Origin of the sequence: Vibrio neptunius, assembly GCA_019339365.1 — a bacterium.
GTDB lineage: Bacteria > Pseudomonadota > Gammaproteobacteria > Enterobacterales > Vibrionaceae > Vibrio > Vibrio neptunius.
On record CP079860.1, the window covers coordinates 1,541,656 to 1,567,919 of the forward strand.

At 44.4% G+C, this 26,264-nt stretch carries 12 protein-coding genes and 7 pseudogenes; 13 read left to right on the forward strand and 6 right to left on the reverse strand.

Translation table 11 applies throughout. The features are described 5' to 3' along the window. Positions 1-8 precede the first annotated feature (8 nt). From tagH to icmH, 4 genes and pseudogenes are all read left to right on the forward strand, one after another. Positions 9-1,400: a type VI secretion system-associated FHA domain protein TagH gene (gene tagH, locus KW548_23735; protein ID QXX08607.1), complete on the forward strand. Its 1,392-nt coding sequence runs from the start codon at positions 9-11 to the stop codon at positions 1,398-1,400. Beyond that, a pseudogene (tssJ, locus tag KW548_23740) lies at positions 1,393-1,892 on the forward strand (type VI secretion system lipoprotein TssJ). The gene tagH and the pseudogene tssJ overlap by 8 nt, the downstream one beginning before the upstream one ends. An 11-nt stretch (positions 1,893-1,903) precedes the next feature. After that, positions 1,904-3,229, forward strand: coding sequence for a type VI secretion system baseplate subunit TssK (gene tssK, locus KW548_23745; GenBank protein QXX08608.1), 1,326 nt, complete (start codon positions 1,904-1,906; stop codon positions 3,227-3,229). Further along, positions 3,226-4,018: pseudogene (icmH, locus tag KW548_23750) on the forward strand (type IVB secretion system protein IcmH/DotU). Before tssK ends, icmH begins: the two are co-directional and overlap by 4 nt. A 157-nt stretch (positions 4,019-4,175) precedes the next feature. Here the strand turns inward: icmH and KW548_23755 are convergent. After that, a complete protein-coding gene (locus tag KW548_23755; GenBank protein ID QXX08609.1) occupies positions 4,176-4,898 on the reverse strand; it encodes a TetR/AcrR family transcriptional regulator in 723 nt (240 codons plus the stop codon). Between the two features lie 186 nt (positions 4,899-5,084). Between KW548_23755 and KW548_23760 the strand changes: the two genes are divergently transcribed. From KW548_23760 to KW548_23800, 9 genes and pseudogenes are all read left to right on the forward strand, one after another. Continuing rightward, complete coding sequence (locus KW548_23760; GenBank protein ID QXX08610.1) at positions 5,085-6,161, forward strand: efflux RND transporter periplasmic adaptor subunit; 1,077 nt, start codon at positions 5,085-5,087, stop codon at positions 6,159-6,161. A 1-nt stretch (position 6,162) separates the two neighbouring features. Continuing rightward, positions 6,163-7,219: pseudogene (locus KW548_23765) on the forward strand (efflux RND transporter periplasmic adaptor subunit). Next, positions 7,216-10,287, forward strand: a complete 3,072-nt coding sequence (locus tag KW548_23770) for an efflux RND transporter permease subunit (GenBank protein ID QXX08611.1) — start codon at positions 7,216-7,218, stop codon at positions 10,285-10,287. The pseudogene KW548_23765 and the gene KW548_23770 overlap by 4 nt, the downstream one beginning before the upstream one ends. 628 nt (positions 10,288-10,915) lie before the next feature. After that, a pseudogene (locus tag KW548_23775) lies at positions 10,916-11,657 on the forward strand (SDR family oxidoreductase). Positions 11,658-11,668: 11 nt separating this feature from the next. Continuing rightward, positions 11,669-12,877 carry an acetyl-CoA C-acetyltransferase gene (locus tag KW548_23780; GenBank protein QXX08612.1) on the forward strand — a complete coding sequence of 403 codons (1,209 nt, stop codon included), beginning with the start codon at positions 11,669-11,671 and terminating at the stop codon, positions 12,875-12,877. A gap of 59 nt (positions 12,878-12,936) precedes the next feature. After that, positions 12,937-13,284, forward strand: coding sequence for a phasin family protein (locus tag KW548_23785; protein QXX08613.1), 348 nt, complete (start codon positions 12,937-12,939; stop codon positions 13,282-13,284). Positions 13,285-13,342: 58 nt separating this feature from the next. Next, the gene (gene phaC, locus KW548_23790; protein QXX08614.1) at positions 13,343-15,127 is read left to right on the forward strand and encodes a class I poly(R)-hydroxyalkanoic acid synthase; all 1,785 of its coding nucleotides are present in this window, start codon (positions 13,343-13,345) and stop codon (positions 15,125-15,127) included. A gap of 164 nt (positions 15,128-15,291) precedes the next feature. Continuing rightward, positions 15,292-15,983: pseudogene (locus tag KW548_23795) on the forward strand (aspartate/glutamate racemase family protein). Continuing rightward, positions 15,980-17,149: an MFS transporter gene (locus tag KW548_23800; GenBank protein ID QXX08615.1), complete on the forward strand. Its 1,170-nt coding sequence runs from the start codon at positions 15,980-15,982 to the stop codon at positions 17,147-17,149. Before KW548_23795 ends, KW548_23800 begins: the two are co-directional and overlap by 4 nt. Before the next feature lie 56 nt (positions 17,150-17,205). Here KW548_23800 and KW548_23805 read toward each other — a convergent pair whose 3' ends face one another. From KW548_23805 to KW548_23825, 5 genes and pseudogenes are all read right to left on the reverse strand, one after another. Continuing rightward, positions 17,206-18,447 carry an SGNH/GDSL hydrolase family protein gene (locus tag KW548_23805; protein ID QXX08616.1) on the reverse strand — a complete coding sequence of 414 codons (1,242 nt, stop codon included), beginning with the start codon at positions 18,445-18,447 and terminating at the stop codon, positions 17,206-17,208. Between the two features lie 476 nt (positions 18,448-18,923). Further along, a pseudogene (locus KW548_23810) lies at positions 18,924-21,679 on the reverse strand (immune inhibitor A). A gap of 113 nt (positions 21,680-21,792) precedes the next feature. Continuing rightward, positions 21,793-22,050, reverse strand: a complete 258-nt coding sequence (locus tag KW548_23815) for a hypothetical protein (protein QXX08617.1) — start codon at positions 22,048-22,050, stop codon at positions 21,793-21,795. Positions 22,051-22,521: 471 nt separating this feature from the next. Then, positions 22,522-24,287, reverse strand: a pseudogene (locus KW548_23820) (choice-of-anchor I family protein). A gap of 131 nt (positions 24,288-24,418) precedes the next feature. Continuing rightward, positions 24,419-26,122, reverse strand: a complete 1,704-nt coding sequence (locus KW548_23825) for an FAD-dependent oxidoreductase (GenBank protein ID QXX08618.1) — start codon at positions 26,120-26,122, stop codon at positions 24,419-24,421. Between the last annotated feature and the right edge of the window lie 142 nt (positions 26,123-26,264).

The following is a 26,264-nucleotide window of genomic DNA, read 5'->3' on the forward strand; positions in this document are numbered from 1 at the left end:
TAAGAGCTTTGTTAGAGCGCTTGGTTATAGTCATATCAAAGCATCCTGAAGAGTACACAGGAGCAAAGTTTGTAGAGTTGCCGGAAAGCGGTGGCTCTATTGGCCGAAACCCAGGATGTTCCGTCCCTTTGGTAGACCACAATCGTTATATCTCAAGTACACATTGTTTGGTGAGTATCTATGGTGACGCTTACTACATCAGTGATGTGAGTACCAATGGACTCATTGTCAATGGGAATAAGTTGCTGAAAAATCAACCTATTCCAATTCACGAAGGGGATAGCATTGTTCTGGGGCAATATGAATTGTCAGTGAGTGTGGAGCGTACTACAAACACAGCTGATATTGCCTTTGATATCACGCCTGACCGAGATACTACCGATCCTCTGGCAAACTTGGATGAAGTGCCTGCTGAACTTGAACAGCAAGGTCCATTAGAAGAGATTTTTCTTGAGACTAAGTCTGATGAGTCCGACGCTTCTGATCCAATGACACATTTAGATTTCTCATTGGATAAAAGTGAAGACCATCTGATCCGCTCAGAAAACGACGAAATTGACCAGTTTGTGGTGACCAATGAATCCACTCGTCAAATAGCCGATGACAGCCTGAGTGTTTATTCTGAGTTTGATGCGCCAAGTATGATTCCTGAAGACTGGCTGGGCAGTGCGGATGTGGAACCTAAGCGAGTAGAAAAGGTACCCTCATCTTTGGCTGGTCAAGCGCAACCCAAAACAACAGTTGCCTCAGTATCGACTCCGAAGCAGACCATGACTTCGGTGCCAAGTGAAATAAAGGTACAGAGTGAGCAATGGGAAGAAGTCGCTCCGACGCCGGATGCCCAATCTTCAGACGTTTCTGAAAAGCCGTTTAGTGTCGCGACTCCTGAACGTTCTGAAAGCGACTTATTGTCGTCATTTAAGAGGGGGCTGGGTGTGACTGATGATGCACTGTTAGAAGCGGATCCTCACTTGTTCGAACAGATGGGAGTCTGCCTTCGTTTGTGTATGACAAGATTACAACATGAACTTGTCGAAATAGAGGAATTAAAACAGTCTCCTACGCCCGCTGAAACAGATTTGATTGGCCTGATGCTCGACCTTAACAAGCAAAGTATGCTATCGCCGAATGAGTTGGTAGAGCAAATGCTTGATGAGATTAGTGAGCATAAGTCGTTGTACGAGCAGGCACTGAATAACTATGTGCAGCAGAGTATTAGCCAATATGATCCAATAAACTTTGAGCAGAAAAGCGAAAATAAAGGCTTTTTGGCCAAACAAAAGTTGTGGGATGCTTACAAACTGCATTATTTGGAGAGTTTGAAAGGTGTGCACGGTGTAGGCACTAAGAAACTCGTTCAAGAAAACTATAATCGACTGCTAAAAGAAAAATATGCGTAAACTTATCGTCCTTTTCTTATTCTTCTCCTTAACTGGTTGCTCGATGTGGGACCAGTTCAAGGAGTCGAGCGGCATTACGCCGGAAACGTCATCTATTGAGCTTGTTATTGAAGCTTCTCCTCAGTTGAATATACGTGAAGGAGGGCAGCCTTCTCCGGTTATACTTCGAATTCATGAATTGACTTCTCCGGTTTTGTTCCGAAATCTTGACTTTTTGCCTTGTTTGAAAATGACAAATCGTCATTGGGTGATGAATACATTAAACGGTATGAATATCAGTTGAAACCAGGCGAAAAAATCCATGAGATGCTCATTCTTGATCCCGGAACCAGAGCCTTGGGCTTTTCAGCGGCTTTTCGCGACATTAACGGTTCGTCATGGAGAAAAGTCGAAATAATTGAGGAGAAGTCGGAGTACTTCTTAAAACTGAAGCTAGAGGGAAGCGAGTTGTCGTTCAACTCTACCCGTGGAATCGAACAAACTTACTTTTAAGGGACAACGAGATGTCATTATATAATCCTGTAGTGTGGCAAGATGGCATGTTCATGAAACCACAGCATTTTCAGCAATTTGACCGCGCTCAGACAAAACTGAGCACAATGCTGTTTGCCAGTAGTACGCCATTGCACTGGGGTGTGAATCAAATTGAGATTAACACTGAATTATTGACTCAAGGAAAGATCGCAGTCACGCGGGCTATTGGTGTGCTCCAAGATAAGACGCCTTTCGATCTGCCTTTGTTGGCCGAGGTGCCAGATGTCAAAGAAGTCGACCCTTCGATTACAGATAAAGTGATTTATCTTTGTTGCCCACTCCCTTCCGAAAGGGAAGAGCTGTTCGGTTCTGACAAAGACGGCGCACGCTATCTTGTTCATCACCAAGATGCTGTCGATGCCGTTTATGCAAGTGAAGACACCGCGAATATTGCTGTTGGGCAGCTTAAATTCCGTCTGATGACCGAAGATGAAGACCGGAGCGCGTACACTGCGATTCCCATTCTAAAAATCGCAGAAGTTAAACCGGATGGCACCGTGGTGCTCGATGAACGCTATATTCCTACTTGTATTGATATCAACGCTTCTCAAGTGTTGAGCAAGTTCACCAAGGAATTTGCTTCCATGCTAAAACATCGCGCGGAGTCAATTGTAGAGCGTCTGGGTACTGTCGATCAGCAAGGTGTTTCGACGGTATCTGATTTTATGTTACTCCAAGCGTTGAATCGCTATGAACCGCTATTCTGGCATTTTTCGAGTGTCGAAGGGGTTCACCCTGAATCTCTGTATCGCATTTTGCTGCAGGCTGAAGGTGAGCTTTCGACTCTTTGTTCGACATCGCGCAGACCGCCTCAGTTTATCGAGTACAATCATGGCGATTTGACCAGTTGTCTGTCTCATACACTGGAGAATGCGAAGCGTACGTTGAGTGTCATGTCTGAACAACGTGCTATACCGCTGACACTTAAAGAACAGAACTTCGGTATTCGTACTGCTGTTATTCCAGATAAGAAGGTGGTCGAGACAGCGACCTTTATTCTTGCGGTTAAAGCGGATGTTACGCTTGATGTCCTTCATACTCAGTTTGTTACCCAGACTAAGATTGGCTCAATCGATAATATTCGCGACCTTATTAACTTGCAGCTTCCGGGGATCGGTATTAAACCAATGCCGGTTGTTCCGCGTGCACTTCCTTATCATGCTGGTTACACATACTTTGAACTCGACAGAGCGAGTGAAGAATGGGCTGGTTTAGAAAGTGCATCAGCAATTGCTGTGCATGTGTCAGGTGAATTCGCGAATTTATCCCTACAGTTATGGGCAGTTAGAGCATGAGTTACATAGATAACGATGTAACCGTTGTATTGTTCCAGCCAGAGCCGGGTAAGCCTATGGAGGTGATGCCCGCGCCTGACTTATCGAGAAATATCGCGGTTAAAGACCCGAATATTGAGAAGATGGGTGTCAACCCGTTGGTAGACCAATTTTCTTGGCTTATTGCTAGTCTTTCGTGTATGTCTTCTATCCCGTGGCTAGAAGATCCGATGCCTTTTCGTGAGCAAATCGCGCGCGAAATACGCAAAAGGTGAGCGCAAGCTAAACGAAATGGAAGTGGATCGCGCCTCTATATTGGTGATCCGTTATTGTCTTTGTGCCGCAATTGACGAGGCGGTATGTCGTCAAGAGTGGGGAACAAACAGTAACTGGAGCCAAAATAGCTTGTTGGCCGAATTTCACAACGAAACATCTGGTGGTGATAAGTTCTTTACCATTCTCGAACGTCTGAAAGCGGATCCACGTCGTTATCGCTATGTTATAGAGTTACTCTACCTTCTTATTCAGTTAGGTTTTCAGGGTAAGTATGGTCGAGAGGAGCGCGGACAAGAGAAGCTTGCTGACATCGCCAATACGATTTATCGTCTGATTAAAGATGAAAGATTGGCGGAAAATGAAAAAGTTTCTCTCGTCAACCTCAAAGCGAAATACCTTAAGCAACCTTTGAAGCGAGTGATCCCTCCAAGAGTGACTCTGGGCGTCTCAGCTATCCTATTTTCTATTATGTACGCGGCCACGTATTTGATCATTGATACCAATTTTCAAAACTTAATCGCTAATTTTCAGTGATCGCCTTGTTAATATAAGCAATGAGTCTTTTGCTAAGCCCAAGTGTTGCTGCACTTGGGCTTATTATGTTTGAACACAAACCATCCAATTGTTTAAATCATTGACATATATAAAGGATTTGGTTGTCTATAATTGGCATTGTCAATGTTTAACGTCATTAAGCAGGCGTTTCCGACACTTCGCAAGGTACGTCAAAGACCAAGTCTGCGACTTTGGTTGGGGAAAGAATGTGTTCCTGTGGGATGTGAAAACGGCAGGCCATCATTTGGTTAAACATGCCCCAGTGATTGAGCAAACACTGCTGATAATCTTGCGTTTCGTCAACCCAGGTTTCACGCATAAATGGCCCCAGGCTTGCGGCACCATGGGCGAACATGATCATCTGCCATTTGATTTCCCAGATCTTAACCGGAGTTTGAGGAAAGGCTTGGTTATAGTCATCAGCGATACGGTTGACCATATCTTCTAATTCACCTGAGTTATCGATGAAATAGTCGAACAGCGTGTCTTCTTGACGCACCGCGTCGGCGATCAGCTGGATAGGTTGCTTAAAGGTCAACAGATGCGCGAGTAGGCGGACAGAGAATAAATATAGCTTAACGTTAGCGGTGATGTCTTGTGGCATGTGTTCGACGATAGTACGCATATAGGTTTCCATATAGCGATGGAGACTATCACTGATTTCATACCAGATTTTTTCTTTACTACCAAAGTGGTGCCTGATCAAACTGTGCGAAACCCCGGCTTTTTCGCTGATGTTTCGCAGTGACACACGTTCATAGCCGAGCTCACAAAAGAGTGCTGTTGCCACTTTCATGATTGCACATTTTGTCTTTTCTGCATCTTGGGCGCTTCGGCGGCCTTGCTTTCTTTCAGTCATTTTCTCATTCAATTACTTGTGACGCGGTATTTCTAACAGAAATCGCAGCGCTTTTCATCTCATACATCACTTATAAAACAAGCTTACTAAAAAATTATACTGTACGTGTGGAAAATAAACATTGATCTCGCTTATATTACCAATATACTGCACGACTGTGTAATAAAATTAAAATGAGATCACCATATGATCAAATCTGCATTCAGAATGAGGCCATCAGCGAAGCTTTTGATCGCAAGTGCGATCGGGTTGACGCTGGTTGGCTGTAATAAAGCCATATCAGAAGTAACAACACCCGTTGTGACACCAGTAAAGTTGATGGAAGTGCCGGATGTAACCCAAAGCCAGGTCGATTCCTTTATTGCTAAAATCGATGCCACTGACCGAGCGACCCTCTCTTTTCAAGTCGCTGGAGAAATCGAGAGTCTTAAGGTAAAGATGGGAAGTATGGTCGAGAAAGGGGATGTGCTTGCTATTTTGGACCCTAACGATTATCAGCTTGCGTTGGATGCTCGTCAGGCCGAGTACAGCTTAGCTAAGACAGCATTTAATCGAGCAGATCAATTGTACTCAAAAAAGCTGATCAGTACGGATGATTTTGACCAGACAGAAACTCAGTATAAAGCGGCTAAAGCTGCCTATGAACAGGCTGTCACAGATTTAAACTATACCCGTATTACCGCTCCTTTTGATGGTGTTGTCTCCATTACCTTTGCCAAAGAACATCAAGTCATTGGTGCAAACCAACCGATCCTAAACCTTATCGATAACAGTGTCATGGACGTTGTTTTCACCGTACCTGTGACTTACACCGAGCAATATGGATTAGACAAGTTCAGCGCTTCGACACTCACCGTCTCTATGGACAGTCATCGCGATGTCGACATAGCTTCGCAGTTCAAAGAGATTTCAACGCAACCGGACGTTGATACCAACAGTTACAGCGCCAGCGTCACGATTCAACGACCACAAGAATTAAACCTATTACCTGGAATGACGGGCCAAGTTCGCTTGGTCAATGATGAGAAGAAAGCGACGATAAAAATTGCGCCTTCTGCGTGGATTTCAAAGCACGATACCACTGGACTTTTGTATCGATTTAATTCTGAAAATCAGACCATCCAACAAATTCAAGTAACGCTAGATGAACATGGTGACGTTATCTCCGGGTTGGAGAAAGGCGACCTTATTGTCGAAGCTGGCGTAGACAAATTGGCTTCTGGTCAACAGGTTAAAGCTTGGATCAAAGAGGGAGGGATCTGATATGAAAATGTTTAAAGCCTCAATCATTGCGCTCTCTGTTTTAGGTCTTGTGGCGTGTAAACCATCTGTGGAACACAGAGAAAAAAAATGAACTACGAGTGGATACATTTGAAGTTGGCTCGCCTCTCACCAGTCAACATAGAAGCTTCAATGGTCAGGTGATGCCCGCTGAGCTGACCCCTTTATCTTTCCGACTTGATGGCGAGATATCCTCGATTCTGGTTCAGGAAGGTGACAATGTCACAAAGGGACAGGTCGTTGCGATTCTTGATGATGCGAAAGCAAAACAAAACCTTACCGATGCTCAGGCCAAATACGAGCTGGCACTAAAGCAGTTTAAGCGTGGTCAGGAATTAAGACACAACAAAATGATCTCAAGTGCTGATCTTGATGAGTTAAGTGCCAATTTCAAACTAGCAAAAGCGAACTTAGGTACTGCCAAACTCAGAGTGGTTTATACGCGTCTAAAAGCCCCGTTTGATGGTGTAGTGTCTAGCGTAGACAAGCAAAAGTTTGAGAACACCAGCCCCGGTGAAATGGTTGTCTCCATCTACCAAGGCGAACAAGTTTACGTCAAACTCAACGTGTCGGATACCGTCCTAGCAATGCTCAAACCTGAATTGAGCTCAGACAGCTACCAACCGACGGCGACGTTTGCGGGTCATGATGGAACTTATACCGTGTCTTATCTGGAGCACACGAGTGAACTGCACCCAGATAGCCAAACGTATGAGTTCTGGCTGTCCATGCCTCAGATTGAGCAACGTATTCTGCCGGGTACGAGCGCGCAAGTCTCAGTCGATCTGGTTAAGGCTGGTCTCAATACCATTCAAGGATATCAACTGCCAATGACAGCGGTTGATACAGGCGTTAATCCACAGGACTTTTTTGCATGGAAGTTGGAAGACAATATTGCCCATCGCTATCCGATTGCGGTGAGCGAGATTAACGGCTCTGGCGCGCTGGTCACTGGAGGCATTAATGCTGGTGACATCATTATTAACTCTAACTTACGCAAGCTGCGTGAAGGCATGGAAATTAAAGGAGCGCAGCAGTGAGCATTGCGGAGTATTCAATAAAAAACAAAGTCATCAGTTGGCTATTTCTGGTCATTTTGGCGGTGGGTGGCTACACGTCATTTATGGATCTTGGTCGCTTGGAAGACCCAGCATTCACCATCAAAGATGCGATGATCATCTCGACGTATCCGGGGGCAACCTCACAGGAAGTGGAGGAAGAGTTAACCTACCCGCTTGAGAAAGAAATTCGAAAATTGCCTTATATCGACAAGATCACCTCCACGTCTTCCAATGGCATGTCACAGATTATGGTCAGCATGGAAATGGAATACGGCCCGGACGAATTGCCACAAATCTGGGATGAAATGCGCCGTAAAATCAATGATCTTCAACCATCGTTGCCAAGTGGGGTGAATTCTATCGAGATCATTGACGATTTTGGTGACGTATATGGCGTTATGTTGATGCTAACGGGAGATGGCTACGACTATATCGAGCTAAAACGTTATGCTGATTATTTGAGCCGTGAGCTGGAATTAGTTGATGGTGTTGGCAAGGTAACCATCTCAGGTGATCAGCAGGAACAATTGTTCGTCGAAGTGTCGCTGGAAAGACTCGCTGCTCTTAATTTGGATATGAACACCGTGGTTGGCCTACTGAGTCAGCAAAACAGTGTACAGTCCGCTGGTGATGTGATGGTGAATGGCCAGTCACTAACTATTCGACCAAACGGAACTATGAGCTCGGAACAGGAGTTGGAAGACCTCATTATCCACGGCCGTGATACGGGTAACCTGATTCGTTTGAAAGACGTGGCTACAGTGTCACGAGGTATTCAAGACAAACCTTCTAACGTACTGACATACAACGGTAAACCAGCAATCAATCTAGCGATCTCTTTTGGATCTGGTGTCAATGTTGTCGAGGTAGGGAACGCGATTCAGGCCGAACTGGCGGAATTGGAGAGCATTAAGCCAGCAGGGGTAGAAATCAATTACTTCTACAATCAGTCCACAGAAGTTGACAATTCAGTCAATGATTTCATTATCAGCCTAGGTCAGGCCGTTGCGATCGTTATCATCGTTTTGCTTTTCGCCATGGGATTACGCAGTGGCCTGATCATTGGTGCTGTGCTTTTACTGACGGTATTCGGTACGTTCATTTTAATGAAACAGTATGATGTAGAATTACACCGTATTTCCCTAGGTGCGCTGATAATCGCCTTGGGTATGCTGGTGGATAATGCCATTGTTGTTGTGGAAGGCATATTGGTCGGGCTGAAGAAAGGCAAGACTAAGCTTCAAGCCTCTGTTGATATTGTTAAGCAGACTCAATGGCCGTTACTTGGTGCCACAGTCATCGCTATTACCGCATTTGCCCCCATTGGTCTTTCGCAAGATGCGACCGGTGAGTTTATGGGGTCTTTGTTCTGGGTGTTATGTTTCTCACTGTTCCTAAGCTGGATCACGGCTCTCACGCTGACCCCTTTTCTTGCGGACTTAATGCTTAAGGAAAATGAAACGAACGCTGACGGTGAAGACGTTGATCCTTACAAAGGTATCTTGTTTGCTGTGTTTGGCGCATGCTTAAAGTTGGCGCTTCGTTTCCGTTGGTTAACCGTTGCTAGCATGGTTGGACTGCTAGTCGTTGCCGTGATGGGCTTTGGCATGGTCAAGCAGTCATTCTTCCCACCTTCAAATACCCCCATGTTTTACGTAGATATGTGGATGCCAGAAGGCACGGACATTCGTAAAACAATCGAAGAAACGAAGAAGGTCGAACAGTACATTCGTGCTAAAGATAATGTTGAATTTGTAACCACTACAACAGGCCAAGGCTTGCAGCGATTCGCACTGACTTATCAGCCAGAGAAAAGTTATCAAGCCTATACTCAGCTGCAGATCAGGACAACAGATCGAGAAGTGATGTTCTCACTTCTGGAGGAGCTTGATAAAGAACTTTCAGTTCAGTTCAATCAGCCCACATTCCAGTTCAAGTTGATGGAGTTTGGTCCGTCACCAGCCTCTAAGATTGAAGCTCGAATCACAGGTCCTGACCCTAAGACTCTACGCTCGATTGCGACTAAGGTTGAAGACATTTTATTAGCCGATCCTGGCGCTCGAAATATTCGTCACGACTGGCGTGAACGTACCAAGGAGTTAGTACCTCAGTTTAATGAATCAAAAGCTCGTCGTTTAGGCATCTCAAAAGAGGATGTATCCAATACTTTGCAAATGGCATTTGGTGGAACGCCAATTGGTCTATTGCGTGATGGAACGCATATGCTGCCGATTATCGCTCGTTTGCCAGAAGAAGAACGCGTTGATTTCGAATCCTTGGCCAATGTGAAGATTTGGAGCCCATCGCTGCAGACATATATCCCAGTGGATCAAGTGATTGATGGTGTAAGCCTTCAATGGCAAGAACCACTGATTCAGCGTCGTGATCGTAAACGTACTCTAACTGTATTGGCTGACCATGATGTACTGGGTAATGAAACTGCAGCAAGTTTATTTGCTCGTATTCAGCCTAAAGTACAGGCAATGAGCTTACCTGAAGGATACAGCATCAGCTGGGGTGGCGAATATGAGTCTTCTAAAGATGCTCAAGAAGCCTTGTTTGGTTCATTGCCCATGGGTTACATGCTGATGTTTATTATCACCATGTTCTTATTTAACTCACTGCGTAAACCGCTGGTTATTTGGTTGACCGTCCCACTGTCAATCATTGGTGTTTCTATAGGATTGTTGGCGACCGACATGCCCTTTAGTTTTACGGCATTCCTTGGCTTGCTGAGCCTAAGTGGTATGATTCTCAAGAATGGTATCGTTTTATTGGACCAAATAAATATTGAGTTGGAATCGGGTAAAGAGCCTTATCAAGCGATATTTGACAGCGCGATATCTCGTGTACGCCCGGTAAGTATGGCCGCATTGACAACGATACTAGGAATGATTCCACTTGTGTTCGATGCTTTCTTTGGCTCGATGGCTATAACAATCATGTCTGGTTTGGGGTTTGCGACGGTATTAACACTGATCGTCGTCCCGGTATTATTTGCCATTTTCTACCGAATTAAACCATCCGCTGCCGTATCAGTTCACTGATAGGAAGACGATTCGATATTGGCTGACCCGGTAAGCTTTACCGGGTTTTTTTGCGTCTAGATTTTATAAAATAAGCACAGTGTTCGAGAATTTTATTCTACTTTAGTATAAATAACGTTAATTTAAACATATATTAAAATAAACATGGGTTTATGAGTTTAATTAACCATATTGTAGATAGCAATGCATTGCATGGTTAAACCAAAGTTTAATAACAAAATGGTTATTTTATCATATCAATGTGAACCAATCGGCAACGGAAATAAATACATCATAAAAGGTGATAAAGACTGATGAAATAGGTGTAAATGAGGAAAAATTAAGTTAAAACAGTGTTTTAGCTATTGCTGATAAAAGTGGATCTTAAATAATGCTCTTGCAAAACAATGACTTATGATTAGTTAACAGCTACGTAACATTACACTCCTTATGAGATCCCGTTCAACATTATGCAACTAAATTAAAAAAGTATTTGAACTGTCATATTAAGGCATTAGTTTTAAATAACAGAGCAAGGGCGGAAAGTTCCTTATTTAAATATTATTAATAACGTTGGTTGGTGCTTATTGTTGGCATCGGTTAGTGGCAAGTTAATTATTATTATTGCTATTAAGAATGGAGTCTCTTAATGAAAAAAATCGCTTTGATCACTGGATCTAAAGGCGGAATTGGTTCTGCAATTTCTTCTCAATTGGTTAACGATGGTTATCGTGTCATTGCCACCTATTTTACGGGTAAATATCAGTGTGCGTTAGAGTGGTTTAACGACAAAGGATTCAATGAAGATCAAGTTCGCTTGTTCGAGTTGGATGTCACCAATACTGAACAGTGCGCTGAACGCTTAGCTCTTTTTGTTAGAAGAGGAAGGGACTATCGATGTTGTGGTGAACAATGCGGGCATCACTAGAGATGGCGTGTTTAAAAAGATGACAGCGTCGGCTTGGAAAGAAGTCATGGACACGAACCTTAACAGCGTGTTCAACGTCACACAGCCACTGTTTGCTGCGATGTGTGAAAAAGGCAATGGGCGAATTATCAACATCTCTTCAGTCAACGGCTTAAAAGGTCAGTTTGGCCAAGCAAACTACTCGGCGGCGAAAGCGGGCATGATCGGCTTTTCCAAAGCGCTTGCTGCAGAAGGTGCGAGAAGCGGTGTGACGGTTAATGTTGTTGCTCCAGGTTACACAGGTACGCCTATGGTTGAGCAGATGAAGCCAGAAGTGCTTGAATCAATCAAAGCTCAAATTCCAATGAAACGTCTCGCAACACCGGAAGAAATTGCTAAATCAGTTTCGTTCTTAGCAAGTGATGCCGGCGCGTACATCACAGGCGAGACCTTGTCTGTGAATGGCGGCTTATACATGCACTAAGGACCAGACAAATGGAAAAAGTTTATATTGTCGCAGCGAAGCGCACGCCAATTGGCGCATTTGGCGGAACGTTAAAAGATATCTCGGCAGGAAACCTTGGCTCAATTGCGATCAAAGCGGCATTGGAGCAAGGCAATGTTGCTCCTGAACTCGTTGACGAAGTTATCGTTGGTAACGTTGTCGGCGCGGGACAAGGCATGGGTATTGGCCGTCAGGCAGCTATTTATGCCGGTATTCCCGAATCGGTACCTGCATACACTCTCAACATGGTGTGTGGTAGTGGAATGAAAACGGTTATGGACGCCGTCAGCCATATTCGCTCTGGTGATGCTTCCGTCGTCGTTGCAGCCGGTGTTGAGGTGATGTCGCAGATTCCTTTCACTGTTTCTAGCAACATTCGTGATGGCCACAAAATGGGCAACATGAATCTGACTGATCTGCTCATCAATGATGGATTGACTGATGTTTTTAATCAATATCATATGGGCAAAACGGCAGAAAACGTTGCTCGTGAAGTCGGCATCAGCCGTGAGCAGCAGGACGAATACGCACTTGCCAGTCAAATGAAAGCCGTTGCGGCGATTGAGGCAGGTAAGTTTGTTGATGAAATTGTTGCTGTTGACGTGAAAAAACGTAAAGAAACGATTGTGTTTGATACGGATGAATACCCAAAAGCGAATGCAACTTTGAGTGGTCTAGAAAAGCTTCGTCCGGCTTTCGAAAAAGAAGGCACTGTCACCGCTGGTAATGCGTCGGGTATTAACGATGGTGCAAGTGCCATCATAGTCGCAAGCGAAACTGCGGTTAAAAAGCATGGTTTGCAGCCTATTGCTGAGATTGCAAGTTACGCACAATCTGGTCTAAACCCAGAAATCATGGGATTGGGTCCGGTAGACGCTGTGACTAGAGCATTGAGCAACGCCGACATCACAACCGGTGATATCAGTGTTTATGAACTGAATGAAGCGTTTGCTGCGCAAGCACTTGGTGTCATCCACAAGCTAGCGCAAGAACACGATGTATCCGTATCTTCAATATTAGACAAAGCTAACGTCAATGGTGGTGCAATTGCTCTTGGTCACCCTCTAGGTGCATCAGGCAACCGTATTTTGGTTTCCCTAGTTCACGAACTTAACAGAAGTAACGGTACTTATGGTGTCGCTTCCTTATGTGTTGGTGGCGGTATGGGAACCGCAGTCGTTATTAAATCTATCGCTTAAATTCAAATCGAGCCTGAATTTTAGCCAAATTAAAATGGAATTAACCCAGGAGTAAGACTATGTACACTGATTTTTTCAAATCTTTCACAGACCAAACTGAAAAGAGCCTAGAACCGTATGTAAAGTTCAACAAACTTGTGACTAAGAATGTCGAAGTCATGACTGAACTTCAACTGAATGCTATTCGCACCTACAGCGAAATGGGCCTGACTCAAATGAAAGCGGCCAGTGAAATCAAAGACGTCACTTCTCTAACCGCATTCAACAGCCAGCAGCTTTCAGTTCTAACTAAGCTTTCTCAACAAATGATGGACGACAGCAACAAGCTTCAGTCTATTGCTAAAGAGTTCAAAGATGACGTTGATCAGCTAACAACGGAAAACCTTAAGACAGTGACGCCCGCATAACACTGACTTGTATGTGCCGCCGCAAGGCGGCATTTTTTCCGATCATAGGAGTAGCAATATGTATCAACACTTCTTTTCGGACTACCTTGTGAAGCTCCAGGAAACCAATCAAAAATGGTGGGAAGATCTAGAACTAAGCAGGGCAGCCGTCAATTCCCCTCTGAACAAAGCAATGCAAGAAGTGAATTTCGAAGATACGACTAAGCTCTTCGAAAGTGTTGCGAACCAACCAGCTGCAATGTTGAAAATCCAAGCTGAATGGTGGCAACAGCAGTTGCAAATTTGGCAAAACGTCGCTCTTGCGCAAAACAGTGAATCCATTGTTGAAGCGGAAAAGGGCGATAAGCGATTCTCGAACGAAGAATGGCAAAATGATGTGTTTTACAACTTCATCAAGCAGTCATACTTACTCTTCAGCAAAACATACCTACAGACAATCGATAGTATTGAAGGCCTCGATGAGAAAGCAAAAGAGCGCATCAGTTTCTTCTCTCGTCAGGCCATTAACGCTATGTCTCCAAGTAACTTCATCGCAACTAACCCAGAGTTGTTGAAGCTGACTCTAGAGCAAAATGGCGAAAATCTGCTGGCAGGTTTAGAACAACTGAAGGAAGATGTTGAATCGAGCGCAGATATTCTTAAGATCCGCATGACCAATAATAACGCTTTTCGCTTGGGCGACGATGTTGCGAATACGGCAGGTGAAGTGGTGTATCGCAACGAACTGTTTGAGCTAATTCAATATCGTCCAATGACTGAAAAAGTTCATGCGACGCCGTTATTGATCGTGCCGCCATTCGTAAACAAATACTATATTCTGGATTTGCGTCAGAAGAATTCTATGGTTCGCTGGTTGCTTGAACAAGGACACTCGGTATTTATGATGTCTTGGCGCAACCCGGGCAAAGCGCAAAGTCAGATAGAATTTGGTGACTATGTGACTGAAGGTGTGGCGAAAGCAGTATCAGCAATAGAGGACATCACAGGTCAGGAACAAATCAATGCCGCGGGTTACTGTATTGGTGGTACGGTTCTGGCTAGTACGATTGCTTACTATGCGGCTAAGCGTATGAAGAAGCGTATTAAGAGCGCGACCTTCTTCACCACCTTGTTAGATTTCTCGCAACCTGGTGAAGTTGGTGCCTACATTAATGACACCATTATCAGTGCCATTGAAGCGCAAAACAATGCCAAAGGCTATATGGACGGCCGTTCATTAAGCGTGACCTTCAGTTTACTGCGTGAGAACAGTCTTTACTGGAACTACTACGTAGATAACTATCTCAAGGGCCAAAGCCCAGTAGACTTCGATCTTCTGTATTGGAACAGCGACAGCACTAATGTTAGCTCCAGTTGTCATAACTTTATGCTTCGTGAACTGTATCTAAACAACAAACTGGTACAGGACAAAGGTGTCAAAATTGGCGGCGTTTGGATTGATCTGAATAAAATAAAGGTCCCAAGTTACTTTGTTTCAACCAAAGAAGACCACATTGCTTTATGGCAGGGGACGTATCGTGGTGCACTGAATGTGGGTGGCAACAAAACGTTTGTTTTGGGTGAGTCAGGACACATTGCTGGTATTGTTAACCATCCATCGAAAAACAAGTACGGTTTCTGGACCAACGATAGTTTGGATGAGAGTGCAGACGAATGGTTGAGTAATGCCACTCACACAGAAGGTTCTTGGTGGACACATTGGCATCAGTGGTTGCTGGGCTTTAGCCCTGAAGAGCAAGTTGAGCCGTTCAGCACAGGCAATGAACAGTTCCCTGTACTGGAACCTGCACCAGGTAGCTATGTCAAGCAAGTGCTGCCCGTTAAAGAAGAAGTCACTAGCTAGCGTAACACTACTGAAAAGACAAAAACCCTGAGTGAACCACTCAGGGTTTTTTTATGGAGTGAGGATCTTACAGGGTATCGGTTAACAACCTCAGATCACTTTTTGTTTGTAATTTCGTTATGCATTTGATTAATTAAAACAATATCTATATGAAGGGAGTCGTGATGAAAACAATCGGTATTATTGGCGGGATGAGTTGGGAATCAACAGCAAGTTACTACAAACTCATCAACCAGAGCGTCAAGAGAGAAAAAGGGGGTTGCATTCAGCCAAACTCATTCTGAATAGTGTCGACTTTGCCGAGATAGAAGCGCTGCAACACAAAGGGGATTGGGATAAAACGGCAGTTATTCTCAGTGAAGCGGCGCAATCACTTGAAAAGGCGGGCGCAGACTTTCTGATCATTGCGACTAACACGATGCACAAAGTAGCGAGTCAGGTCGAGGCAGTCGTATCAATTCCGCTGCTTCATATTGCCGATGCGACTGGTCAGCAGCTAGTAGAGCAAGGGATTAACACCGTGGGTTTACTGGGTACGGCCTTTACAATGGAGCAGGTATTTTACAAACAACGTTTAACCGATAAGTTCGGAATAAACGTTATTGTGCCAAATGGCGTTCAGCGCAGGCTTGTCCATGATGTGATATACGATGAGCTCTGCTTAGGTGATGTTAACGCGCGTTCAAAGCAAGATTTTAAAACCATTATTGAGGATCTTTCTGCTGAGGGTGCGCAAGGCGTGATACTAGGCTGCACCGAAATCGGCTTATTGATATCAGAGCAAGATACTGATATCCCGTTGTTTGATACCACTGAAATACACGCAAATATAGCGGTTAACGAGGCGTTAAAGTGAATAAGAATGTTTGGATTTTGTCGTTGTGTCAGGCATTACTGATGACAGGCAATATCCTACTTATCTCTGTGATTGGGCTGGTGGGACAACAAATTGCACCCAGTGAAAGTATGATCACCTTGCCCGTCGCGTTGCAATTCTTAGGGCTAATGGTGGCTACTATCCCTGCCTCTTTGATTATGGGCAAGTTTGGCCGGCGTAAAGGTTTTAGTCTTGGTAACTTGGTCGGCATTGCTGGTGCTACCGTCGCGACTTATGCCTTGTATAGTGAGCAATTTTATCTTTTTTGTGTTGGGACCTTCTTACTCGGTATTGGTATTGGTTTTGGTACATTGTACCGTTTTGCCGCCATTGAAGTGTGTGAAGAAAACGCACGACATCGTGCTATTTCTATATCCATGGCTGGTGGTGTGTTGGCGGCTATCCTTGGGCCTAACTTAGCCGTGTACTCACAACACATGACAGGAGATTCGCTTTACGTCGGTGCTTTCATGTCATTGATCGTACTCAATATTATGGCATTGTGCTTACTGCAAACTATTCAGTTTCCGGCTCATCATACAGGAGCCTCTGCGGATAACGCTGAACCACTGCTTGATATTATCAAAGCACCTAATTTTATGTTGGCGGTGTTTGCAGCCATGGTGGCTTATGCAGTGATGAACATTCTTATGACAGCCACGCCAATTGCGATGATAGGTTGTGGCTTCGACTTCGAGAGGGCGGCTGGGGTTATCGAATGGCACGTGCTTGGGATGTTTGTACCTGCATTTTTTACTGGCAAATTGATTGAAAAGTTTGGTGCGAGGCAGATAATTCTCACCGGTGGGATCCTATTTGTGCTTTGCATTGCGATCAATATCCACGGCCAGTCTATTTGGCATTTTTCGTTTGCTCTGGTTCTACTTGGTGTAGGCTGGAACTTTATGTTTATTGCCGCGACTGGACTGTTCAGCCAATCGTATGCCATGCACAACAAATCGAAAGCTCAGGCCTTTAATGAATTTTTTGTCTTTAGCTGCGTAACCATCACTGCGTTGTTATCGGGTTGGCTTGAAGCAACGGTAGGGTGGCAGAGCTTAAATGTTTACGTGTTGCCCTTTGTGCTTGCTGTTATTGCTTTGTTTAGTATTAACGTTGTCAGGGGAAAACGTGTCACGGTTTAGCATGGTATGAAAATAAAAAAGGAGGCAAGTAAACTGCCTCCTTTTTTTCCACTTAGTTAGAAATTGAACTGGTCTAGCTTGGTCTGAATGATTTGGTCGGCAATGTATTTATGTGTTGCTGTGGTTGGGTGAGTGACTCCCCAGAACACATATTTGTCAGAGCTATGATACGCACAATCGTTAGTAAGCTCATGACTGTAGAGGTAGTCGACAGAGGAGCTGCGGTTGATGTTCAGACAGGCATCTGTTGAGTTCTCAAAACCGTGCTGCTTAGGATTAGATGTCAGCTGATCAAAGATGCTATGAGCATCGTAAAGAGCCACATTCAGTCCTTTATCCTGATAGAGTGTCGCTTGTTCTGCAATAAAAGTGTTGAACTCAAGAATCTTAGCTCGAACGGTCTCAATTTCCTCCTGAGTCGAATATTTAAACTGCGGTGCCTTTGTTGCGTCCGGTAAAGTGAAGAGCAGAATGTTGCTTGCGCCTGATTCGGTCAGGCGAATCAATGCGCTACTTAAGTCAGCTTTCACGTCCGCCACTTCTCGGCCGTAATTCATGAAATCATTTAGGCCAAATTCCAGCGTCATCAAACTGTTGTTTGGGTTGTAGTTCTTTGCCATCTTCATGTACGTAAGATAAGACGTCACTTGGTCATAAATGCCTGTCAATGCGACGTATTGGTTGGTGCCGGCAGCGCCACCGACCGCCCAGTTGTACAGCGGTACGTTTTTGTTTTGCGCTAAGTATTCAGTCCATACCAAACCGTTTGAAAAGTGACCGAGAAACCAAGAATTACGGTTGGGGAATACCCATTGGGATCCATTGTACAGATTACCGGTGTCAGACAGGCTATCACCGAAGGCGACAATACGATTGATTTTGTTGTTTACTGCGTTGTCGTTTGTCCAAATACTATGGTTGTAGGAGAAACGATTGTCTGATGCATAGTAAAGAAGATCGGCACTATCATGATTAACCCCTAGTGTTTCTTTACAGCGGTTTTCAATCTCAGTTTGCGGGGTATTGGTATAGAACATATTTTTGAAGGAGACCGACGACCACCAATACCCATCGATAGTGAAGTAATCGCCATTGTCGTCACGAGCCCATTCCCACTCAGTGGAAGGGTCGTCATGGTTCTGCGCTGGACGATACCAGCAGCGAACATAAGTGTATGTCTGTTGGTTTTGCACTTCAGACGCGTAGCGCACGCTTACGGTTTCAGGAGTGATTGGTAGGTCATCTGCGAAAGCTGGCGTTGTAAACATACAGCCAGCCAAAATTAATGTCTTCTTCATAATTATTCACTTATTATTCTGGTTGTAGAGTATTTACTCATCTTTGATCGCATATTTACTATGGTGGAGTCAAAGTAATCAGGTGTTAAATGAATTGAGATTGAATAAAGATCAAACTTTATACAGAAATGATTAGTTAATAATTAAGTTTACTTAATGAGCGATGTGGTGGCTTTTTGAACTTATTGTGCGCTTGGTTGAAGTGTGTGTACTTTCATTTCTCAGTTTTACTAAGATATTTAAACTCTAAAATTTGAATGACACATCTAGTTATCGTTAGGCTACATTTCTTGAAGAAATCAACTTGGATTGAGAGATGAGAATAAATATTCAGTTAACAGTGTATTGAATGAGTTTTGGAGCATGGCAAGTGATAGAGAACACCAAGAATTAAAGATAAAAAAGAGCGCAACCAGAGTTGCGCTCAAATCTCACTCAAATATGAGGAGTAGGGAAGTTAAGGAACGGAGAAATCCTTATAAATCGACAGTGATGACTTTAGAAACTTTATCACCATTGTTGTCCATAATGGTCAAACGAACTTCCTGCTTGCCGTAGCTTGGGAAGATAGAGGTAAATACGCGCCCGCGTTTTACTTTTCCGTTTGGTAGAACCCATTCTGTATCAACGATGCGACCGTCTGGGTCCGAGCTGGTAGACCACATAGTGACCCAACGACCTAGATGAATGTAACGTGCACTTGCTGTTGGAAGTACATTGTTTGCTTCAACGGTAATTGTTTCTGTCGCCGTATGCTGATCACCACGATCATCGGTCACAGTTAGAGAAACAGTGTAACTACCGTCATTCAGATAAGTCCAAGAAGGTGACTGCTCAGAACTTGATTCGCCGTTACCAAAATCCCATTGGTACGCAACGATTGAGCCGTCACTATCAGAACTCGAGTCTCTCGCTGTAACATTTAGGCCATCTGCTGACAAGGTAAATGCTGCGACTGGAACCTGGTTAGGTTGTTCTGCTTTCGAGACTTTAATGACACCGTAAGTATTGTCGGCAGCTTGCTCAATCACTTCGATTTGAACACCGTGCTCAGCCAGAAGGCGACCAGCATCAGGGGCTTGAGGATTGGTGTAGTCTTGGTTGTCAGCAAAGTAAGCATTGCCAATTAGGCTGACATCTTCAAGTACGTCACCATCTTTGTTTTCAAGACGCATTGCTTTTTGATCGTTCAATGAGAATGCCGCATCACGTACTTGGTAACGCGTTTGCGCCGCTGCTCCTGAGTTAGCCCAAATCATTGCATTTTGGTCAGCGTCGACGACTCCCAACCAACCTTCTCCTGGGTGTTTACCAACCCAGTTGTCAGTCATTGACTCATCAACATACCAAACGATTAGACCTGGTTCGAATGACATTAATTGACCAAAGCGTTTGATGTTGTTCAGACCTTCATCGACATCGTTGTGGCTACGCCATTGAAGTAGGTAGTAATGGGCAGCTTCGTTGAAGCCATCGTTTAGGCGGTAGCCACTCAGTGCAAAGCTAGATTTTCCTTCTGCATCGTCAATCAAGGTAGAAGTACCGTCAGCTTCAATTGAGATGTTATCGATATGCAGACCTTCCATTGCCAGTCCGCCATCTGTCACGTAATCGAAGCTTAATTCTACGGTTTGTCCAGCCCATTGTGATAGGTCAAACTCTGCGTCAACCCAACCAGCAGATTCACCGCCAATAGCAGGTACAAGCCCTGTGTTGTATGGGTCATCCATCGTTGTGATGTTACCAGCGATCGGTTGGCCATTGATCAATACGCGAGCGTAATCGTAGTCTTTTTCAATCTGATACCAAGCTTTAAATACCAGTTTGACATTACTCCCTTGAGGGAGAGTAAGCTGACGAGACATCTTGTTCTTCAGATCGTCACCTTTACCTGAGTGGAAACTGAAGTTACCTGAGTAAGGTTTATGACCTTCGGTACGTTTTACAGGTAGGTCAATGCGGACCATGTTCTGCTTATCGTTGTCGATAGTCTGGTGAAGCGTAATTTCTTCGCCTTTTGTTGTCAGGTCTCCAAGCGCGATGGTTTGGTTCGAAATCCACTTACCGCCAATCGACTCTTGCAGGAACTGTTTCGCCCACGAGCTGAATGCCGTTGGCTGCGTGCCGCCAATCTTGCCAGCCCAGCTACCTGAAGACATGATTGACCAGTAAGAGACGGGTTCACCTTTGCCTGTGTACTGAGTGTCGTATTCATCAGGCAAGCCCAAATCATGGCCATACTCGTGAGCACAAACACCCGCCGCGGCGTCAATAGGTTGAATGGTGTAGTCGAATGCCGCGTATTTGCCGTCAAAGCGACCAGGTACCGTACTTGAAGTACCTTCTAGCACATGGTACTTACCTAGATTGTAACGGTGAGACCAAATCGCATCATCGCCCAATACACCGCCACCAGCTTCTTCACCAACGGAAGAATGGAACACCATTAAGTGGTCAATCACGCCATCTGGTTCACGGAAGTTACCGTCACCATCATAGTCATAGCGGTCTTCGATATCATAGTCGGCAAGGTTGATACTTGGATCTTGTGCTAACTGGTTCAATGCCTCACGAACCAATTCCTGAGCGTTGAGATCGTTGTCTGTTGTTGCCGAGTTGCCACCATAGAATGACGCGTTTTTTGAAGCTCGATACCAGCCAGCAGCTTGACCTGCCACACTATAGCTTTCTCCAGACTCACTCTCGTAGTATTGACGCATTGAGATAAGATTTTCGCCATTCGGGCCAAGATAACCAGCACCTGAGAAAAGTAAGTTCTGATAGTGTTCAGGTTTATAGCTATCGTAAAGCATCTCGGTATGCTCAGACGTTAATCGGTTTTCATTCCATGGTAAATCTGGGAAATCAACCAATAAGGCCAGTACCTTGTCAGTACGCTTCTGAGAGAGGTCAAAGGCAAACATGTGTGCTCTATGTTGACCTTGTTTGGTTTCTATTGATTTTAGGATCTTCGCCCGTTGTTCGAGTGCTTTTTTTCCGAACTGCGCGTCACCTTTAAAGCCATTGTTGAGTTTTGCGTTGAGGTATTTGTTAAGTGCAGTTTTCTGCTCGTCAACGGAAGAGTTTTCATCAAGAAGGCCTTTTCGAACCAACATTTCGATGATTTTCTCTTCGTTCATTACACCTAAGTCTATAGGTGTTTTGGCGTGACCACTGACACTAAAAGGGTCAGCACTGCTGTTGCCAGCAGTGTTTTCCTCATAGGACTCATATTATTTCCTTATTATATTCTGATTGCCAAATTCCACTTAATAAAGTGGGCATAACGTTGCGTGAACAACAAAATCCCTAATCAAAGGGAAGATGAATTAATGAATTTTCAGCTTATTTATTCTTATCTGCTGAGATGCATTTTGTTTCAGTCGGGTTACTTTTCTTGTTATTGTTATTATTATTTTTTTTGTTTTTGTCGAATCTATTAGCAAGATAAATCTGGAGAGATTCTTGTTTCTCTTCATAGGTTTGGTTATCACAAATAACCCCTCGTTCGATTAAAGAATCAAGGAGTTTCTCATCATTAGGGAGTGGATTTGCAATAACAGCGGAAGAGATAACTGTTAACAGATAACTGACAAATTTCATTTTATTTTTATAAGATATTAATGTTTCGAAACAAAATATAACTAAGTGTTATTAAATGCAATGGCTATTTTTTGCTCGGCAAGATCTTGGTTCACGGATCAACAAAATACGTAAACAAGGTAATTTATTTCTATTGGCATTATTGTTATTTATATAGTTATCCCAATTGAATAACTAATTTTATTAAATAATCATTAACGAGTCTGGAGGCCTTGATAAGTCGAAAATAGCGGCGAGTAGACGATATATTTATTTTATCGTATGGCCTCAATGCAAAAAAAACAACATAAGGTACTATCAATTGCAGTGAAGAATGAACGAAGATTGATGGCTGGTGGAGTGATAACCATTTAAATGAGTCTATGTTTTCAGCAGCTTGAAGTGGCTTTATCTGAGATTGGTTTGAACGTAATTTGCTATCAAGCAGATGAGCATTGACAGTAAAGGCCACATCATGTGGCCTTTTCCGTTCTATAGATCAACGCGATAAATGGATGTGGTACCGCTTACCTCGTTGCCCACTGCGAGCAGATGCTGGCCGCTGCGGGTGAAATAGCGAATAGATTCCGGGCCTAAATCTCCTGCTTCAGAATTGTAGGTACCGTTAGCGCATTCGCCTTCAGACACTTGAGTACAAACCGGCTTGGAGAAATCACGATTATTGATGTAGCTAATGAACATTGGGGCAGTTGGAGTGCTGACGTCGTAAATCATAATCCCTCCTTGGCGTTCCAATCCAATAAATGCGTAATGGCGATTATTGATGAAGGCGACTTCTATCGCTTCTGGTTCAACACCTTTATCATCACTGCGATCGTCTGCCGTATTGTTGCTGTCATTGCTGCTATTTAGATGTTCTGAGTCTAACGTGTGTACGATGTCTGCAAATTCATCTCCGCTATCAAACACCAGCTCACCGTTTTCATTCCATAGTGAAAACGAGCGGCTGCCAAAACTGTACACGGTATCGTTTTGTTCAAGTTTCCCAGTGGGTTTGATGACTTTGAGGCGACCCAGTTGTGTCTTATCACTCAATGAGTGTTTCAGTGGGTGGGAAGCAGCAACCTCTAAATCCTTACCACGTAGCTCATCGCTGTAGGCGATACAGAAACCTTGTTCACTGGTGTATTTTTCTGTGCCCGAAAAATTATCTTCATCCCAGTTGAATCCGCGCTCATCACAGACACTTTGCGTCGTTTTTAATCCATACTCTCTACCATCGCCTTCGTTAGCGGTTGCGATGTACGTGTGACCATCGATTTGGAAACTGACGATGGAATCCGGCATGTATAGGCCTTCCAACTGTGGATAGGAGTGGAAGTTGCCGACTATTTTATCTTTGTTCGAGGCGTCTAGGGTGTGAATTTCCCAGCTCTTCCCCCCAAACCGAAGATAGACTCAACGGAAGCCGCTCTAACATCCACTTTAGCGAGGGCGTTGTTTTCTTGCAGGGCGACATATAAATAGCCGTCATCGGCAAAAGTTAGATACTCAGGCTCCAAATCTTGTGCAACGGTTGCCCCAGGTGCGGATATTCTGACTGAACGGGTGAGTTCATGGTGTCGAGACTCTCCCTGATTGAAGGCTTTGAAGGAGATTTGGCTAACTTTCGCTTGTTCAACTCCCGAAGCAAGATCGACTAAAGTAATACTGCCTTCTGGGTCAACGGTGTAATCGGCATTAGGCTCACCTTCATTCGCGGTTGCAATGTATCGACCGTCCTTAGAGAAAGACACCATATCCGGCAGTGCGCCTGTAGGGTAAGTCTTAACAAGCTCAAGTGTTTCTGCTTGATACAAAGCAATTAGGCCATTTTTCTGTTTCACTTGATTTTCAATCGCGACAGCAACTAAGCCATTGTGAACGGAAACACTGTTTGCCGCACCAATCTCAATGCCAGCCATTTGACCCGCGGTGGATAAATCAATGTGAGCGGTTTTAGTGGGACGATTTTGTGTATCTAACGCCATCACGTCGACACGTTTTGCTTGAGCATTAACCACAAACAGTTGATCACTGCATTCGTCGTAAGCGACGATCTCAGCGGCTGAAGTATCAAACTGGCTGTCAGCAACGTAAGTACCTAACAGTGTTAACCCGGTGATAGAAGACTGAGATTTTTCTGGCTTTTCGGTGATCTTACACTCCATAGCCAGTTGAGTGTTTGGCTGAGACGCACAGCCCGACAGAGCGATAGCAGTGCAAGTGGCCAAGATAGCCAGTTTATGAGCAGTCATCAAAATGGTTCCTCCTTGAAATACCGCGCTGATAGTACGGCTCAAGTGTGAAACAAATATGTAAATTGCATAACGGGTGAGTGAATTTAGAATTCAGGGAGCGGGCTGCTCCCTGTGGTTGGTCGCCTTTATTACCTTTTTGAGTATAGGTAAGTTCGATATCCACCCATTAAGTTTTTTGCTTTGTAACCACTATTTACTAATTGACGATAAGCGACATTACCGCGTAACCCCACTTGGCAATAGATTACAATCTCTTTGTCTTTTGGCAGTTCTTCCATCCTGTGGCGCAACTGGTCGACAGGTATATTGATGGCACCTTTGATGAAACCGACGTTTTTGAGTTCACTTGGGTTACGAACATCGAGAAGCAGTTGATCATTAGTTAGCGAGTCCATTTCATCGAAGTGTATCGGTGTTGAATCACCCTTGATGATGTTGTTTGCAACAAATGCAGCTTGGTTAATGACGTCTTTCGCCGAGCCATATGGCGGTGCGTAAGTGAGCTCTAAGTGTTGAAGCTGCTCGACAGTCATGCGCGCTCTTTGGGCAACCGCCATCACATCAATTCGTTTATCGACACCATCTTTGCCCACCGCTTGAGCACCAAAAATCTGTCCTGTTTTAGGATCGAACAACATCTTGAACGAGACAATTTCAGCGCCTGGGTAGTAGCTTGCGTGGCTAGCGGTATGCACATAGACTTTTTCATAGCCAACACCTTCGCGTTTCAATTGCTTCTCGTTTTTCCCTGTTGAGGCAACGGCAAGGTCAAAAATCTTACAAATAGCGGTGCCTTGTGTACCATGATAGGTTTCATTGCGTCCGAGCATATTGTCGGCAGCCATACGACCTTGACGGTTAGCAGGCCCTGCAAGGGGAACCAGAGTTTGTGCACCCGTAACAAAGTCTTTTTCTTCGACCGCATCACCGACAGCGTAGATACTAGGATCGCTAGTCTGCATCATTTCATTGGTGTAGATACCACCTAGCTCACCAATTTGTAGCCCTGCTTCTTTTGCCAGCTTAGTTTCAGGACGCACACCGATGGCCATGATCAAGATGTCGGTGGTTAACGACTCACCGTTGTTAAGGGTTAGGTTTAGCTCACCTTCGACATGTTGGTGTTCGGTGTCTTCGCCAGAGCTAAAGCTAGCAATATGCTGGTTTGGTATATACTCAACGGCTTCAAGCGCCACCCCTAGTTTAAGATCGATGCCCTTTTGACGTATTTCAGCATGGGCAAAGCCCGCCATTTCGCGGTCGACAGGGGTCATCACCTGATCCGCCATCTCAATCAGTGTGGTTTTAATTCCCAACTGGTGAAAGGCTTCCATCATTTCTAGACCGATGAATCCGCCACCAACAACCGTTGCGTGTTCTGGCTTGTTCATCTGGATGGTTTGAATAATACGATCCATGTCTGGAATGTTACGTAGAGAGTGGGTAAGTGGGTTATCAATACCAGGGATTGGAGGAACCACAGGGCCGGCTCCAGGGCTCAGCAAAAGGAAGTCGTAGCGTTCCGTATATTCACTACTATCCAGTAGATTCTTAACCGTAACTTGTTTGTTGTGTCGGTCGATAGATATGACTTCGTTCATAACACGAACATCAACGTTAAATCGAGCTAAGAAGCTGTCTGGAGTTTGCAGGAGGAGCTTACTTCTATCTTTAATGTCCCCACCGATGTGGTATGGCAAGCCGCAATTGGCGAACGAGACGAAACTTCCTCTTTCGAACATGATGATTTCTGCGCTTTCACTCAAACGGCGCGCACGTGCAGCGGCTGATGCTCCACCAGCAACACCACCAACAATCAGAATTTTTGTCATTACTTAACTCCAAAATTAATTCAAAGTACATGAGTCACCACTCTCGAAAGAAGAGTGGTTTATTATTTACTTTTCCAATCAAACAAACTCGCCGTGTCCAAATATAATGATTGCGGCGCTTTCACTCAAATCGGTGCGCACG